This is a genomic window from Pseudomonas urethralis, assembly GCF_021602465.1.
Classification (GTDB): domain Bacteria; phylum Pseudomonadota; class Gammaproteobacteria; order Pseudomonadales; family Pseudomonadaceae; genus Aquipseudomonas; species Aquipseudomonas vlassakiae.
The window spans coordinates 344,840-360,113 of sequence record NZ_BQIJ01000002.1 but is presented as its reverse complement, the minus strand read 5'-3'; the positions used below and the strand labels follow the sequence as shown (position 1 = coordinate 360,113).

19 protein-coding genes and 3 pseudogenes are annotated in these 15,274 nt (G+C 52.2%); 16 read left to right on the top strand and 6 right to left on the bottom strand.

Translation table 11 applies throughout. From position 1 onward, the window contains the following. The 3 genes from L6D64_RS04455 to L6D64_RS04445 all read right to left on the bottom strand — a co-directional run bounded on the left by L6D64_RS04455 (nucleotide 1) and on the right by L6D64_RS04445 (nucleotide 1,620). Nucleotides 1–165 (bottom strand): hypothetical protein, encoded by a 165-nt coding sequence (locus L6D64_RS04455; protein ID WP_176508801.1) that lies wholly within the window; start codon nucleotides 163–165, stop codon nucleotides 1–3. A gap of 941 nt (nucleotides 166–1,106) precedes the next feature. Beyond that, nucleotides 1,107–1,283 (bottom strand): hypothetical protein, encoded by a 177-nt coding sequence (locus L6D64_RS04450; protein ID WP_176508802.1) that lies wholly within the window; start codon nucleotides 1,281–1,283, stop codon nucleotides 1,107–1,109. Nucleotides 1,284–1,398: 115 nt separating this feature from the next. Then, the gene (locus L6D64_RS04445) at nucleotides 1,399–1,620 is read right to left on the bottom strand and encodes a hypothetical protein (RefSeq protein ID WP_176508803.1); all 222 of its coding nucleotides are present in this window, start codon (nucleotides 1,618–1,620) and stop codon (nucleotides 1,399–1,401) included. A 113-nt stretch (nucleotides 1,621–1,733) separates the two neighbouring features. Between L6D64_RS04445 and L6D64_RS04440 the strand changes: the two genes are divergently transcribed. Beyond that, entirely contained in the window at nucleotides 1,734–2,117 is a 384-nt protein-coding gene (locus L6D64_RS04440; protein ID WP_176508804.1) for a hypothetical protein, read from the top strand. 15 nt (nucleotides 2,118–2,132) lie between these two features. On the opposite strand, the gene L6D64_RS04435 is transcribed toward L6D64_RS04440, so the two are convergent. Beyond that, the gene (locus L6D64_RS04435; RefSeq protein ID WP_236192346.1) at nucleotides 2,133–2,381 is read right to left on the bottom strand and encodes a hypothetical protein; all 249 of its coding nucleotides are present in this window, start codon (nucleotides 2,379–2,381) and stop codon (nucleotides 2,133–2,135) included. A 220-nt stretch (nucleotides 2,382–2,601) separates the two neighbouring features. Here L6D64_RS04435 and L6D64_RS04430 point away from each other — a divergent pair. The 11 genes and pseudogenes from L6D64_RS04430 to L6D64_RS04380 all read left to right on the top strand — a co-directional run. Next, nucleotides 2,602–3,169, top strand: a pseudogene (locus tag L6D64_RS04430) (tyrosine-type recombinase/integrase); the annotation flags it as partial. Between the two features lie 271 nt (nucleotides 3,170–3,440). Next, entirely contained in the window at nucleotides 3,441–4,685 is a 1,245-nt protein-coding gene (locus tag L6D64_RS04425; RefSeq protein ID WP_176508805.1) for a tyrosine-type recombinase/integrase, read from the top strand. A gap of 136 nt (nucleotides 4,686–4,821) precedes the next feature. Then, on the top strand, nucleotides 4,822–6,036 hold the full coding sequence (locus L6D64_RS04420; protein ID WP_176508806.1) for a hypothetical protein: 1,215 nt from the start codon (nucleotides 4,822–4,824) through the stop codon (nucleotides 6,034–6,036). Further along, nucleotides 6,033–6,488, top strand: a complete 456-nt coding sequence (locus tag L6D64_RS04415; RefSeq protein WP_176508807.1) for a hypothetical protein — start codon at nucleotides 6,033–6,035, stop codon at nucleotides 6,486–6,488. Before L6D64_RS04420 ends, L6D64_RS04415 begins: the two co-directional genes overlap by 4 nt. Continuing rightward, nucleotides 6,485–8,311, top strand: a complete 1,827-nt coding sequence (locus tag L6D64_RS04410; protein ID WP_176508808.1) for a DUF3732 domain-containing protein — start codon at nucleotides 6,485–6,487, stop codon at nucleotides 8,309–8,311. Before L6D64_RS04415 ends, L6D64_RS04410 begins: the two co-directional genes overlap by 4 nt. Nucleotides 8,312–8,515: 204 nt before the next feature. Next, entirely contained in the window at nucleotides 8,516–8,788 is a 273-nt protein-coding gene (locus tag L6D64_RS04405) for a hypothetical protein (RefSeq protein ID WP_236192345.1), read from the top strand. 91 nt (nucleotides 8,789–8,879) lie between these two features. Continuing rightward, the gene (locus L6D64_RS04400) at nucleotides 8,880–9,848 is read left to right on the top strand and encodes a DUF932 domain-containing protein (protein ID WP_176508810.1); all 969 of its coding nucleotides are present in this window, start codon (nucleotides 8,880–8,882) and stop codon (nucleotides 9,846–9,848) included. A gap of 73 nt (nucleotides 9,849–9,921) precedes the next feature. After that, nucleotides 9,922–10,926: a YqaJ viral recombinase family nuclease gene (locus tag L6D64_RS04395; RefSeq protein WP_176508811.1), complete on the top strand. Its 1,005-nt coding sequence runs from the start codon at nucleotides 9,922–9,924 to the stop codon at nucleotides 10,924–10,926. An 88-nt stretch (nucleotides 10,927–11,014) separates the two neighbouring features. Next, on the top strand, nucleotides 11,015–11,965 hold the full coding sequence (locus L6D64_RS04390) for a recombination directionality factor (RefSeq protein WP_176508812.1): 951 nt from the start codon (nucleotides 11,015–11,017) through the stop codon (nucleotides 11,963–11,965). Then, nucleotides 11,937–12,360 (top strand): annotated as a pseudogene (locus tag L6D64_RS04385) (JAB domain-containing protein). Before L6D64_RS04390 ends, L6D64_RS04385 begins: the two are co-directional and overlap by 29 nt. A gap of 13 nt (nucleotides 12,361–12,373) precedes the next feature. Then, nucleotides 12,374–12,595 carry a hypothetical protein gene (locus L6D64_RS04380; protein WP_176508856.1) on the top strand — a complete coding sequence of 74 codons (222 nt, stop codon included), beginning with the start codon at nucleotides 12,374–12,376 and terminating at the stop codon, nucleotides 12,593–12,595. A gap of 9 nt (nucleotides 12,596–12,604) precedes the next feature. Here the strand turns inward: L6D64_RS04380 and L6D64_RS04375 are convergent, their stop codons facing one another. Beyond that, entirely contained in the window at nucleotides 12,605–12,952 is a 348-nt protein-coding gene (locus tag L6D64_RS04375) for a helix-turn-helix domain-containing protein (RefSeq protein ID WP_176508813.1), read from the bottom strand. 137 nt (nucleotides 12,953–13,089) lie between these two features. On the opposite strand from L6D64_RS04375, the gene L6D64_RS04370 reads away from it, so the two are divergent. From L6D64_RS04370 to L6D64_RS28370, 4 genes and pseudogenes are all read left to right on the top strand, one after another. Continuing rightward, a complete protein-coding gene (locus L6D64_RS04370) occupies nucleotides 13,090–13,458 on the top strand; it encodes a hypothetical protein (RefSeq protein ID WP_176508814.1) in 369 nt (122 codons plus the stop codon). 33 nt (nucleotides 13,459–13,491) lie between these two features. Next, complete coding sequence (locus L6D64_RS04365) at nucleotides 13,492–13,872, top strand: hypothetical protein (RefSeq protein WP_236192344.1); 381 nt, start codon at nucleotides 13,492–13,494, stop codon at nucleotides 13,870–13,872. 33 nt (nucleotides 13,873–13,905) lie between these two features. Next, on the top strand, nucleotides 13,906–14,310 hold the full coding sequence (locus tag L6D64_RS04360; protein ID WP_236192343.1) for a hypothetical protein: 405 nt from the start codon (nucleotides 13,906–13,908) through the stop codon (nucleotides 14,308–14,310). A 236-nt stretch (nucleotides 14,311–14,546) separates the two neighbouring features. Beyond that, nucleotides 14,547–14,734, top strand: a pseudogene (locus L6D64_RS28370) (hypothetical protein); the annotation flags it as partial. A 28-nt stretch (nucleotides 14,735–14,762) separates the two neighbouring features. On the opposite strand, the gene L6D64_RS28425 reads toward L6D64_RS28370, so the two are convergent. Next, nucleotides 14,763–14,912 carry a DUF2790 domain-containing protein gene (locus L6D64_RS28425; protein ID WP_236192342.1) on the bottom strand — a complete coding sequence of 50 codons (150 nt, stop codon included), beginning with the start codon at nucleotides 14,910–14,912 and terminating at the stop codon, nucleotides 14,763–14,765. Nucleotides 14,913–15,274 lie beyond the last annotated feature (362 nt).

The following is a 15,274-nucleotide window of genomic DNA, read 5'->3' as shown; positions in this document are numbered from 1 at the left end:
TCAGATCGCCTTCAGGGTGCCGTCGGCGGCACGGGTTGTATTGCCATCGTGGTAGATCTTGCGCCAGGCGCTGAAGCTGGACGGCCCCATGAGTGAACGGAACCCCATCTCGCTGGTGGCATAGTCAACAGCTATTTGCCCACCGTAGTTTGCTCCGGCACTCAATGCCGACAATTCAATCAACGAACCATAACCAGACCGGCGATCCGACAGGCCCGAAAGCCTGCCCACGCGCAGCCCACTGCGACGGCGGAGGAGGTGTTGACCGAACTGAGTGAATGACCTGGTAAGCGGGTGCGGAGAAACACGGATTTCACTGGCTGGCCTTGGCCACAGGGCCAGACGGGAAATCAACGCCCTGGAGGGCAAGACGATGCAGATAGAAATTGATCTTGAGGGTCGACCTGTTCCTCATCCTGCAATCGCCCAATGGCTGAAAGTGGCTGAAGAAGCAGAGCGCGCAGGCGTTTCTGGCTACGCAGCCCGCAGAGCCGCTCGAGCTATTGAGATCGAGCAGGAGACGGGGGTTACAGTTTGCGCTTGCTGCTTCAAGCCATATGGCCGCGGTTCACTGCAGCACTGAATAACCAGCGCCACGTCCGCCTGACGTTAACTGCCCGATGCCCTGCTCCCCATCGCAGGCTGCATCGGAGTGTGATCTGTGAGACGTGGCCGCTGGAACCCAAGCGCCTAGATGGATGCGCCGAAACGCGGATACGGGGCGCTCAATACCAGATCACACCCCGATGCATCTTCAAAGCAGTCAAAAAAATTGAATCAGCTAATTGCCTGCTCGGTCAGGAATTATGAACGCAGTAAATCTGACGAGGTAACAGCAATGACTATCCAGGCAGAGACACTCGCTCAACTGACCAAAGCACTCCAAGAGCGCGGCATGGAACTCGTAACAGACGTTGCATTTACCAGAGCGCCATACCGGCGAAATCATCGCTGGATCTGCATCGTCGAGTAGCAATTCTATGGGCGGCGCGCTGCCGTTGCTGACATCGCCGCGTCACGAAATCACGGTGTCACTGGCTGTGGCGCGGCAGCTTGAGAATTTTCGTGCGCGAGAGGCCTTACGGCTCACCTCAGATAGCTGATGCTCACTTTGCTAACGCGACAAACAGGCCGATTACAAATAGGACCAGAATGATTGGCGAAATCCACTTCATCGCCTCCTTGTCTGCTTCGTCCTGTGCCGCTTTACGGCGCTCATATGCGATTTTCCCAGCCATTACCCGGCGCGGATTCTTAACCCCGGTTAAATTGCGCTTACCCACTGCTCACTCCCTGTTCCGGCCCCATGTCGGTCACCCGTAATACCCCATCCCAAACCAAATTGCCACCACGCCGAATCCTGCCACGGAGGGCGGCGCGTACCATTTGACATGGGCGTCAGTCCGAACCGGGGAGATACAGCACTTCATTGAACGCTTCATCGATTTCCCTAATCGACATTGCTACATGGGGACGCCCCGCAAGCAGCACCACGCTCTCTCCTCTGAGTAGCCCGGCTGCTCGATCTACGAGCTTCCTACCATTGCAGTTCTGTTCCATCGCCGCTGCAATTACAGCAATGAGAGCTTGCTCCAGCGCAACCTCACGGTCACTTGCCATATATACCTCTTTAGTGCACGACAGGTACCGGAAAGCCGTAATACCCAATCCAACTCCCAATAGCCACCATGCCGCATCCGGCCACGGAGGGCGGCGCATGTTTGGAGAAAGCCATGAGCAACTACAACTGCGACTACGTTCGCCGCCACTACGACGTGCCGGCCGAGATCGGGCGGCGCGTGATCGCCAACGGTGAACCAGGCGTGATCATGGCCGACCGTGGCCCCTACATCGGCGTAATCCTCGACAGCGACCCGAAGAAGCGCATCCGCAACTACCACCCCACCTGGGAAATGCAGTACGGCGAGATGGCCGAGAAGCTTCCCCTGAAGCGCTACCAGGTGCTGGTCACTGGCTGGGACTGGTGGGACATCACCAACCGCACCATCGTCGATGTTTTCGCTAGCACCCCGTCGCAGGCCAAGTACAAGGCCTATGAGCGCTGTGAGTACCACGACATCGAGTGCATGTTCGGCTTCAAGGTTCGCCGGGCCTGACCCTCCGGCCATGGATCAGCTCTTGGGCTTGTTCTTCTTGCAATGGTACTCGTGGCAGTACCAGTCATGGCACTCCCCTGGGCAGGTCAGGTAGCTATCAATGGTGCTGCTGATGAAAAACATCCCGAGCGTTGCGCCTAGGACTGGGATAATCCACAACCAATGCGGTAGAAATCCGCCACCATATCCGCTGCCAACAATCACCGCTGCGCCGATTAGCCGCCAGTATTTAGGCCATAACCAGCTCTTCTGTTCTTCGCTCAAGCCCGTTCTCCCTGAATGGTTTGCAGCGAAGCATACCACCCTCTCAAACGATGACGCCTCGCCGGCGAAGACCACCCATGTCTACATTTCAGCCCAATTTCATGCGGGCGTATTGGCGTCCCACCACCGGGCGGCCCAAGCCCATTTCCAACCCGGTACCGGCACCGCCGCCACCGCAGAAGAAGTCGACCACGATCTCGTCATCTTGAGGATCGAAGCCAAGGCCGTGCCCAGAGACTTCTACGCGAACGATGCGATCTGGAAAGCGGTTCATGCAAAGGCGGTGAATGAGCTGAAGGACGCCATGGACTTGGCGTATTTGACGGGCCAGCGTCCGGCGGACGTGCTGGTGATGAGAAGTGATGACATCGAGGACAAAGCCCTCGGCGTGAAGCAGAAGAAGACCCACAAGAAGCTGAGGATCATGCTTGAGGTGGATGGAGTCGAAAGCGGCCCTGGGCGCCTTGATCCGGAAGATGCTGGAGCGGAACGCGTCGCACGGCTCGCCGTATCTCCTGCTGACCGAGTCGGGAAAACGCGTCACGGCCGCCATGCTTCGCCATCGCTGGGACGATGCGAGGGAAGAGGCAGTTAAGGCAGCAGTTGCCGCCGGTGACCAGGTCCTGGCTGGCCGTATTAGCCAATTCCAGTTCCGTGACATCCGCCCGAAAGCAGCATCCGAAATCGTCGATGTCGACCATGCCAGCCTGCTGCTGGGTCACACCAAGGGCGACATTACCGAGCGGGTTTATCGCCGAGTTGGAGCTCTGGCGAAACCGACCAAGTAGGAAAGTATCGGAAGCGCGTCCGAAATAAACCATTCCAAGGGTGTTCCCATGGGTCGTTTTTCTATGCCCCCAAAAACGCAAAAAGCCCTGAATAATCAGGGCTTTGAATATGGCGGAAGCGTAGTCCGCCTGAGCAATATCCATCAACGTCCACATACCTCCATGGAGACCCTGATTTTACTGGCATCCACTCCATATAACGTCCACCAACGTCTTGCATCATCTACTCAAATCCGGCTATAAAACGTGGGTAGAAAAATGGGTATGAGTCATGGCGCGTGGCATCAACAAACTCTCCGCTCTCGCGGTGCAAAAAGCAAAGGAACCTGGCTATTACGGGGATGGTGGCGGTCTCTGGTTACAGATCAGCAAGCTCGGCGGCAAGTCCTGGGTGTTCCGCTATACCAGAAACGGCAAGACCCGCGACATGGGACTTGGCCCTGTCCACACCGTTTCTCTCAGCGAAGCGCGCTCGAAGAGCCTCGAGCATCGAAAAAGCCTGCTTGAGGGTATCGACCCTCTCGAAGCAAAAAAGGCGAAGCAGCAGGAAGCCAAGCTTGAGGCTGCCCGGCATAAGACCTTCAAAGAGTGTGCGCTAGCCTACATCCAAGCCAACCGTGCGGGCTGGAAAAATCCGAAACACGTCCAGCAGTGGGAAAATACGCTTGAGGCCTATGCCTATCCAATCATCGGTGAACTGGCTATCGGAGCGGTCGACACGAACCTGGTGTTGAAGCTCCTACAGCAACAAGTCGGTTCGCCTAGCGAACCCGCACAGTTCTGGTACACGAAGGCAGAAACCGCCAGCCGGCTCAGAGGCCGGATCGAGAACATTCTCGATTGGGCGACTTTCCGCGGATACCGCCAAGGTGAAAACCCAGCTCGCTGGAAAGGTCATTTGGAGCATGAGCTACCTGCAAGAAGCAAAGTCCAGAAGGTTGTACATCACGCATCACTCCCCTACGCGGAAGCTCCAGCTTTTATGCGGGAGCTAGGCAAGCGCAAAGGTGTCTCGGCCAGAGCATTGGAATTTTCAATTCTGACTGCTTGCCGGTCAGGTGAGGTACGTGGCGCAGAGTGGGGCGAGATCAATTTTAAAGAGTCGACATGGACGATACCGGCAACACGCATGAAGGCAGGTAAGGAGCACTCTGTGCCGCTGTCATCCGAAGCAGTTCAGCTACTTAAATCGTTGCCACGCACAGCAGATAGTTCATACGTGTTCCCATCCCCGCGCGGCAAACAGCTATCGGACATGTCACTCACTGCCGTTCTGAGGCGTATGGACGTGGGGCACCTCACGCAGCATGGTTTTCGCTCAACCTTCCGAATCTGGGCAGCGGAGCAAACGCATCACCCTCGCGAGGTGTGCGAGCATGTCCTTGCCCATAAGCTCCCTGATAGCGTTGAAGCCGCTTATCAGCGAGGCACCCTATGGCCAAAGCGCATCTTGCTGATGCAAGACTGGGCGCACTACTGCTCTGAATCGAGTCATCATGATGCAGACCATAGCTGACGTTGGGCTCGCGGAAGGCCAGATATGGCCAAACGACATTATGCACTGTAAAATCAGGAAATTTTAAATAATTTTATAATAAATTAACACTGCATCGTATCACGAGTTTGGCATTCACAAGGTGATGGACCAGCAAATGAGCCATTTTGAAAATACAGCTGCCGACAAAAGCGCCGCAGGATTTACATATCAAGACTTTGTTTATGTTTACAACCTATTGCAATTAGAACCTGAACAAGAATTGGGAATCGAAGTGTATGACGACCTTCACAAATTCACCTGTGAGGGACTTACGTTAATCCAAGTAAAACACTCGATCGGAGAGGGTAATCTGACTGATCGCGATATCGATCTATGGAAAACGCTTTTCAATTGGCACATGTCAATTGACGAAATCCCAATATCAAAAGATCTCACTCTCGTCATCTATACAAACAAAAATCTTGGAACTCAAGAATTTATAAGACTCTTCCAAAATCCTTCAAAAAATAAAGCGCAAATACATTCTAAAGCCAAGGAAATCCTAAAAGACCTTGAAGCTAAAGATCTTGAAAAAAATCAATCAGCGAAAGCGGCGGGTAAGGAAAAACCCAGCGAGAACCCTATATTAAAATACGTTCGCGCGATCGCCGACGCCAACAAAGAAAGCATATATTTCATCTTAGATAGACTACAAATCCAGTCAAACCAAATTGAAATAATTGAAAAAATAGATCGAAAACTTAAAACGTTTGCAATTCCCGAGAAAAAAATAGAGTCGGTCCGAAACGAACTCACGGGCGCAGTTTCCATCTATCAATTCAGTAACGTACTTTCCTCTCAGAAGACCATAATCAGCTACGACTGCCTAAGAAAGCAAATAGGATTTGATAGAATAATACAACTCGCCATATCTCTTACAACTGACTTCGAAAGCTATTACGACCGTTTTAATGAGCTAGACATTAGCAAGCTATCCTTTAAAGACGGCGTATTTAGCAAGCAGCTTGTTGACTTGGGCTTTTCAAAAAATGAGATATTCGACCATGGTATCGAAATGGTCTTAACCGAACAAGTCATTGAAGACTTAAAGCAACAAGGGCATTTCAGCACCATCGAAGACACCCGCTTGGAAACTCAAATAAGTTCAGCTTGGAAAGATTTTCACGGTGAGGCACATGAAGAACCACATGCAACAGAAACAGCGCATGTAAAAGCAGCAAAACAATGTCTTCGTAGCTCTCGTAGAAAGGAATACTCATCCGGCGACAAAAAAATTCCAACAGAAATGGGAAGCGGCAAATTAATCAAGCTGTCAAATAAGCCATCATTAGGATGGAGAAGTGACTGGGAAGAGAAGTACAGACAATGAAGGCATTAATACAAAACGAGATCCTTGGCGCAATAGCGCTTCAAGAGACGCTAGCACACATGCCTCAAAAATGTATGCCCTTACCCAACGTACTTTTCGTGCTCCCACTTCTTTTCAACAAAAAGATACGAAACATACTAAAAGACAAACGCGTAAAATTTCGAAGCTTGAAAGACCTGATAGTTTCTTATCCAGAGGTTTTTTTAAGCATGCCAAATCTATATTTGGACTCCACTCTCTCCTCAGTCAACACTCTTATCTTAGCGATAGATGTCGGTATGATAGGGATCAATGAGGGACAAACTATAATCTTAGAGAGAGAAATTCCTGGAATATCAAAAGAAACGTACGGTCTCTTAGCGGCTGAGATATCTCTCGCAGCCCCCAATGCAGCAAAAATTCTACAAGAATCGCCTTGTAACCTTTTCTTGAATTTCGGAGTTTCCGCATGAGTTCCATTCAAATAAAAAATATATTCCTATGGCAGAAAAACGGCACTCTCCGCGACTTGGAATTCAAAGAAAACCATGTAAACGTCATCACCGGCGACTCAGGAAAAGGCAAGTCATCGGTTCTTTACATAATTGACTACTGCCTTCTTTCCAGCGAAGCAAAAGGCATATCCAAGACAAACATCGACTCCAAAGTAAAATGGTACGGTTTACGCCTAAAAATAAATGACAACATTATTACTATCGGCCGGCCGTCTATTAGCAGCGGCTTAACAGATGCTTTTTACTATAGTGACACTGGCGAGATCCCGGAAGAGCCCAACAACAACATAAAGTTAGAAAATCTTAAAAACATATTAAATACAGCATTTGGAATAGATTCAGATCTTAAGGTTCCGTATGGCGGGAAATTTGTTAGAGCGGGAAGCAAAGTTTCGTTCAGAAGCTTTTTAAGCCACTGCTATCAAGACCAAACAACCATCGTCTCACCTGATTATCTGTATATAAAACCCAGCGATAAGAAATTTCAAGAACGAGTACAGCGTACATTTAGAATGGCGCTTGGGGTCGAAAACGCATCTACCTCATTGATCAAATCAAGACTTGTAGATCTTGAACAAAAGAAAGCATCGCTCGAAAAAAAGAAAGAACATCTAGAAAAAAAGCGTACCATATTCCACCAAGAGCTTTCCGAGTTAGCTCAGGAAGCAGTTACAGTAGGGGCACTTGGCTCGATCCCGAAAGAAGACTCCTCACTTCTGTCTGTACTGAAGGAGATAGCTATCTCGGCCGACATCCCCCTTAGGCAAGAAAGTGAAGTCGAAGTCATAACAAAAGAAATATTTTCATTGAAGCTCAAAAATCGCAATTACACAAAATTCATCGAAGCCAAAAACGACTACATCAATCAAGCCAAGGCCACTGAAGACTCGCTTAAAGCGATTGACATAATAAACCTAAATCAAAATCATATTTTTCGATCACAGAACGCAGCTTCTCTAGTATCACACCTCCAAAGAGAACTACTCAACGTTCGAGAACTAATAAAAAATAAAAAAACCGCACCCTTCATAGGTGAAGTCAAAGAAATCATAAAAGAAAACAAAAAAGAAATCGAAAAACTAGAGAAAGATCTAGAAAAATTTAAGTCTTTTGAGAAGTTCCGAGCAACCCCCAAAGAGTATTTTAAATACATCGGAAAACTAGAAGCAAAAATTGACTTATATGCGTCCGATGCCTTACCCGACGAACTCACAGATGAAGATATCGACGAGAAAATTAAGTCTCTCAAATCCGAGCTTGAGGACGACCAGTCTCGGGCCGATATCGCCAAAAGACGCTTAGACCAACTTATAAATCTTAGGCTAGAGAAGTTAAAGCTCAAAGGGTACGAGGGATTTGAAGCCTTATTCATTGAGCCAGAGAGAATAATAAACCTTTACTCAGCTGAAAATGATGCCATTGAAAAAATGCCGGACATCGGAAGCGCCTCAAACTACCTTTACCTTCATCTTTCATACTTCTTAGCGCTACACGAAGTAGCCAAAGAGCGAAAAACCTCCTGGATGCCATCATTTGTTGTATTTGACCAGCCGAGCACCCCTTACTTCACAACATCAGGCACCCCAACCGACGACATAAAAAGCTTAGATGCGGTTTTTATAGAACTTGACTCCTTTGTTAAAAAGATGGACAACCATGGTGGATTCCAAGTGATACTGCTTGAGCACGTAGAGGAGAGTCACTGGAAGAATTTAGACCTGCAGCGATTCAGATTAGTTGATCGTGAGCTTCGCGATGATTATGGGTTGGTTCTCGAATAGGGGCTATCTCCAAAGACATTACAAAAACCACTTCGAGAGAGCCGCCATCGGCTCTCTTCGGATAGCGAATCCATGGCAATTTTCGATTCAAAAAAAATTTAGCCACACATTACTGCAATGACATCACCAACAATGAGGCTCACCCCCATGTCATTGCACTGCCCTCGCTGTCACTCCCCCAAAGTCGCATCCTTCCATCACGCTATGAAAGTCAGCGCCGCCATCGGTACCGTGGGCGGTGTTGCACGTGGCGTCAGCGCGGCCCTGGCAGGTAGCCAAGCTGGCGCAGCTATCGGTGCGTTCGCCGGTCCTGTCGGCGTCACCCTTGGTACCGTGTCGGGCGCCATCCTAGGTGGGCTGGCCGGCGGCGTAGGCGGCTGCGCGCTCGGTGCTCAGCTCGGCGAGTCGCTCGACCGCCACGTTCTGGCTCACAACCTCTGTCTGCTCTGCGGCCATCGCTTCAACCTGCCGACCTGATCCGACTCCCCTCTCCTCATTTCATTCGTCCGGACGGCGCTGCGCCTCGCACAGCGCTTTATGCCGTCTTACACCCAAAGGAATCATTCACATGGCACATCTCGTCGAAACCATGGCCTATGCCGGCTCCACTCCATGGCACGGTCTGGGCAATCAACTCACTCAAAAACAACCCATCGAAGTCTGGCAACGCGAAGCGGGCATGGACTGGCAGATCCTGGAAAGCCCCGTGCACTTCAAGTCTGATGCCATCGGTCACCTTGGCGCGATCCACTCTTTCCCGGAACAGAAGGTGCTCTACCGCTCAGACACCAAGGCGCCGCTATCAGTGGTATCGCAGCGTTACCACACCGTGCAGCCTCGGGAAGTTTTGGAGTTCTACCGCGACCTCACCGAAGTTTCCGGATACGAGCTGGAAACTGCTGGCGTGCTCAAGGGAGGTCGCAAGTTCTGGGCACTGGCGCGTACCGGACAAGGCGCCGCGCTCCGGGACAACGACCAAGTCAATGGGTATCTTCTGCTGGCCACATCGTGCGACGGCACCCTTGCCACCACAGCCACCCCCACCACCGTACGAGTGGTGTGCAATAACACTCTGACCATAGCCCTGGATGGCACCAGTCGCGCGATCAAGGTGCCGCACAACACCCGCTTCGACCCCAAGGTAGTGAAGAAACAGCTCGGCATTGCCGTCTCGCAATGGGACGACTTCATGTACCGCATGCGCGCGCTGGCCGAACGCAAAGTTCAGTGGCACGAGGCATTGGGATTTTTCATGACCGTGCTATGCGATACCAGCCCGACCGGCGTGTTGCCTGAGCAACTGCCCAACGAGCGTGCGCTGCGCAAAGTCCAGGAGCTGTACGAGGGACGTGGCCGAGGCAGCCAGCTCGAATCTGCCCGCGGCACCGCTTGGGGTCTGCTAAACGCCGTGACCGAGTATGTCGACCACGAACGCCGTGCGCGCAACAACGAGTACCGCATGGACTCGGCCTGGTTCGGCCAGGGCGCTCAGATCAAGCAGCGCGCCTTGGATGCCGCGCTGCGACTCGCGGCTTAAACCTCCTTACCTCTCCTCACGCCCGGTCAGCGTTGTGCTGGTCAGGCGTTTTTCTGTCTTCAAGGTGAACCGCATGAAAGCAACGTCATTGAACGGCAGTACTCGCAAGAAACGTCCGGCCCTGCGCCTGGTCAGCACCAAGGAGTTGCCCCGTGAGGACTGGCTACAGATTCGAAAGCAGGGTATCGGCAGTTCGGATGCCGCCGCTGCCGTGGGGCTGAATCCCTACAAATCGCAGTTGGAGTTATGGCTGGAGAAGACTGGGCGCGATACAACGCTGCCGAAGGCAGATCCCCACGATGAGGAAAGCCCGATGTACTGGGGCAACGTCTTGGAACCCATCGTGGCCTGGCATTACAGCAAGCGCACGAAGAACAAGGTGCGGCGCATCAACGCCGTATTGCAGCATCCCGATCCGGAACTCCCCTGGATGTTGGCCAATATCGACCGCGAGGTGATCGGGACCGACGATGTTCAAATTCTCGAATGCAAGACCGCCGGCATAAACGGGGCGCGCCTCTGGAAGGAAGGCGTGCCCGAATATGTGGTGCTGCAGGTCATGCACCAACTCGCCGTCACCGGCAAGCAGGCGGCGGATGTCGCCGTGTTGCTCGGGGGCCAGCAGTTAGAGGTGCACCGAATTGAGAAGGACGAGCAGATGATTGCCCGCTTGATCGAGCTGGAGCGCAGGTTCTGGCACTTCGTAGAGACCGACACCCCGCCGCCGGCCGATGGCACCGCTTCTGCTGAAGGGGCATTACGCTGTCTCTATCCGGAGGATAACGGCCAGATCATCGACTTCAGCAACCACGCCGGAATGAGCGCCGTCTTCATCGAGCTCAAAGCCGTACGCAAGTCGATCGCCGATAAGGAAAAACGCGAGGCTGAGCTGAAGCAGATCCTGCAGCAGGCCATGGGTGATGCCAGCCGAGCAGAGTTTTCCAGCGGCTATGTTAGCTGGCGCAAGGCTAAGGACAGTATCGCTCTCGATGTCGCTCGACTGCTTCAGGATAAGCCGTACCTGCAGGCCAAATACCCGTTGCTGAAACCCGGTGCGCGGCGCTTCCTGGCCGGCTGATTTTCACCTCCCTCACTCCACTCCCCTTGGCCAGTCCATGCAGTTCGCACTGCGTGGCTGGCCTTTTTTCATTCCCAGGAGAACCACCATGCTGAAAGGCTTAGCCCTGACGCCCCCAGTGCTCGGGCGCATCTCCATCGGCAAGGTCATCGAGAAGAACGGCAAGCGCCTGCCGGAGAAGGATGACCAGTTCACCATCACCTCCCAAGTGCAAAGCAAGGACGGCTGGCTATTGCACCCGCTCAACGACAGCCTACGTCAGAGTAAGGACGACAAGCTCCGCAGCATTCCGGTGCGCCTGCTGTTCAACGCGCCTGAGCTGAATCTTCGTGCCGACTACACGCTGTTTGATCGGCAGTCCGGACGACCTCTGTGCGTGGGTAACGGTGAGACCTGCAAGCGCGTCACCCAAGACGGTATGCAATCCCTACCCTGCCCTTCGCCGGATGCCTGCCCATTGGCCAGGGGTAATGTCTGCAGGCCCTACGGACGGCTGAACGTGGTCATTGGTGATGAGGATCCACTCGGTAGCTTTGTGTTTCGCACCACCGGCTTCAACAGCATCCGCACCCTCGCCGCCCGGCTGCATTACTTCCAGGCCATCTCCGGCAACCGCTTGGCGTGCCTACCGCTGGAACTACGCCTTCGTGGCAAGTCCACTCGGCAGAGCCATGGTACCCCGATCTTCTACGTCGACCTGACGATACGCGGCGGTATGGACATGGCCGAAGCGCTGAAATCCGCGAATGAACTGGATACGCAGCGACAAGCAGCTGGCTTCGATCAAGCTGCGCTGGATGAAGCGGCGCAGCGTGGCTTCGCCAATGGCGCGTTCGAGGATAGCGAGGAAGATGACGGCCCCATCGTCGAGGAGTTCTACCCTGTCGAGGAAGGCCAATCCCCTGTCGCCAACATTCTCCAACGATCTGTGAAAAGCAGCTTGGCCGCGAAGCTAGAGGCGCAAGCCCAGCGTCATACCCCACCGGTTGATCAATACCAAGGAGCCCAGTATGCGTCTGCACAAGCTGAAGACCGGTGACTCGACCGGCACCTACCTGGTCGAGTCACTGGTCACCGAAACCGACATCCTACTGGTGTCCCGGCAGTTGGCGAATCTGCGTCTGCGCCGTGGGCGTTCGCTGACCTCTCCGAAGGCAGTGTTCAGCCACCTGCAGGCGCTGCTGGGCGATTACGAGCATGAGGTTTCTGCCCTTCTCCACCTTGATAGACGCCGTCAAGGCAGCCCTGGAGCGCAACGCCACCGCATTGGTCTTGGTGCACCACCATCCCTTAGGGGATCCCGAAAGCCAGGCGGACCGCAACCTGACCCACAAGCTGAAGGAGGCACTGAACCTGGTCGGGGTGCGGACGCTGGACCACATCATCGTAGGTCGCGAAGGCTGTCTATCGTTGGCAGAACAGGGTCACCTGTGAGGAGAAAATGAAGATGACGCTATTAAGGGTCTTGGCCGCCGTGTTTATGTTCGTTGGCATTCTCGCTGGCTGCCTGGCGCTCCTGCTGCTGGTGATTTTACTGGTGCGTTTTCCGCCACTACTGATCGCCGTGCTGCTGGCATGCTGTACTCTTTGCCAACTGCTGAAAGTGTTCCGGACATCAGAGATAACACCGACAAAGCCACCACCTCCTTGCAGTGACCATTCCACGTAAGCAGCCAGGTCAGCTGCGGCTGAGACGTTCCACCAGACGCTCCACCATCTCCAGCACCAGTGTCCGATCATCCGCCGTCAGGACAGATAGTAAGTTCTGCAGGCGGCGCGCCTGATCCTCCGGGCGCGAGCTACCTTCGGTCAGTAGGTCAGCTGTCTCGCAGCCGAAAACCGAAGCGAGTTCAACCAGACGCTCCACGTTTGGCATAACGACCCCGCGCTCGATACGTGATACGGCTTCACTACCGATCCCCAATCGCTCAGCGACCTGTTCCTGACTCAACTTACAACGCATTCGTTGGCGCGCAATCGCTTGGCCCACAACCTCAGCCAACTGCTTCGAATCGGTTTTTGACATGCCGTCCTCCAGATCAACCTGAATGGTTGGCCATCAACCTGTTGACATGAAGGACCTTGCGAGACGAGACTCAACCCTAAAGGTTGATATTCGACCTTCTCGCCAATTCAAATCCCAAGCAGGGAGCACAAAGCAGCATGATCGTCGTAACTGGTCTGAATGAAGCGCAGATTGAAGGCCTCGTGAGAGGCAAATCGTCCTTCGAGGTAGTTGGCCTCAGAGGAAATTTCATGGAAGGGATCAAGCTAGTAGAAACCAAGATAGAGGCCCTCGGTATGAAGTGCCGAGTCAGGACAGATGTTAAAGGATCCCTGATCCAAGGCGGAGCCCTAGGAGCAGTCTTTAGCGTGGTATCTACACCTGCCACATTGGCCCTTGCAACATTGACCGCAGCAGCGGGGGTTGGCCATACGCTCGCAACTTACGACCCGGACTATGAAATCGTAAAAGATTACGTCAATAAAAAACTCAAAGTAGCCTATAAAAAAAGGGCAAACAAAAAATAAATAAACCTTCTCAAATCATCGCAGACAAAGCACATGAAAGCCAAATCAAGCATACTGAAAACAGCAGGCTTATTACCACTATTATTCTCGCTTAATGCTCAGGCGGATGTTGACTATGGGTATCTATATCCAAGCACGCTACCCAACGAAAAATCAATGAATGATTTACCTTATGCAATTCCCTGCGCAGAAGCCAAAAATCAGTATGGCGCTAAATTCTATCGCTGCACTTGGTACACCCTACCTAGAAATATTACCAGGTGGGACGCTCAACAACAGCGTAACATTAGCTTCAGTAATCAGATAAGCGGCGCATGCCAGCGTGGCACCTGTCGTGCGTCCAATGGCTCGGGCGTCTATGGGATGTACGGACAAAACCTCAGCTTTACCCTGTCCATTTACTATTACATATAAGGAAGTAAGGATGGCTATCCGATTGCCTATCGCATGGATGGTGGCCCTCACAAAAAAGGCAAAGAAGTAACCTACGCGCAAGCACGAACAATACTTCAAGAATTTTTACTCGACCACGGTATCAGCTCAACAAGTGCAAAAGACACTATCGGAGCGTATAGCCTTGACGCGCAAATTGGGCTTAGCTCTTCCAGTGATGTTACCCCTCAGGCTGAAGAAATCGTCATGACAAAACCCACAAAAAATATCGATGTGAAGGAAGCATGGTGCAACCCACGTGCGGACGACGAGTGCACTATCAACGGAAATAAAGTAGCTAAGGCGGAGCTTAAGCAATATCTCCCGGAGATTTATGAACTGGAAGTTCTAAACGCTGGCGGATATTGCGAGCATCCTATCTGTTATGACAAGAACGATAAACCTGTCGGCATTCACTAATATGCAAGGGCACGGAAACATTCCGTGCCTTTTATTTTTTTGTGTCCTCAGTTAGAAACCCACTAACGTAAAACATCCACTATCAGACATCCAATTGCTGGCATTGGCCCATGGTGATCTCTCCATGCTGAAACTCTGAGTTGCTCTTCCTTGATGGCGCTTCGCCCCCTCGCTGACCTGACTTCGCCCGCTTAAAAGCCCGGAGGTATTGAACTCTGGGACCAAGTAGCTGGACATCCCAACCAGAGGAGGCCATTTCAGACTTGGCTCAGCCATTCTGGTACGCCCTGTCGCCACTGCCGATGTTTATTGAATTTCCGGTGCTGCTGCCCAAGCTAGGTTTCTGGCCAGCATCATCATCACAATGGCAAGTTTCGATGGGATTGCCTTAGTGCTACGCCGATTTGGCATCGAGTTGTTATGAGCCAAATACCCTAACAGCACTTCGATAGCTACTCGCTATTGATGCACTTGCCTTTTACCAAGTAGCGAACCAAGTGTGGTTCATCTTTCGAGTCCTCGTAGGTAATCATGCTTCTCACACTCCTGCAGTACCGCACGCTGGGCGAGAAGTACACCAACTTGCCGATGTCCAAGTCCATGCCATAAGCGTAGTCTTCAAGCCTGGGGTAAGAGCTTCTTCACGCTTTGTGCGTAGTGCTCTGTAGCCTTCCTGGCAGATTGCTCAAGATTATCAGTTACGATACGGCTAAACTCGAAAATTTCGCGAATCCGATTAAATCAGAGAAGGAGGAGAGGCGCGAACCCTTATCGACGGAGAAGCCCGCATATCTACTGCTATTAATTCACTGCGCGAATCGATAACTATGACCTGTTAGTATTCTTGAGCAGCTAAATGTAGCCGCCCGTGGCGGTGCTCAGTCGGTCGCATAGATCGCATACTATTCAGAAATCAAGAATAACATTGCCAGCCTTTTAACGGCTGGCAATGTTAACGTGACTA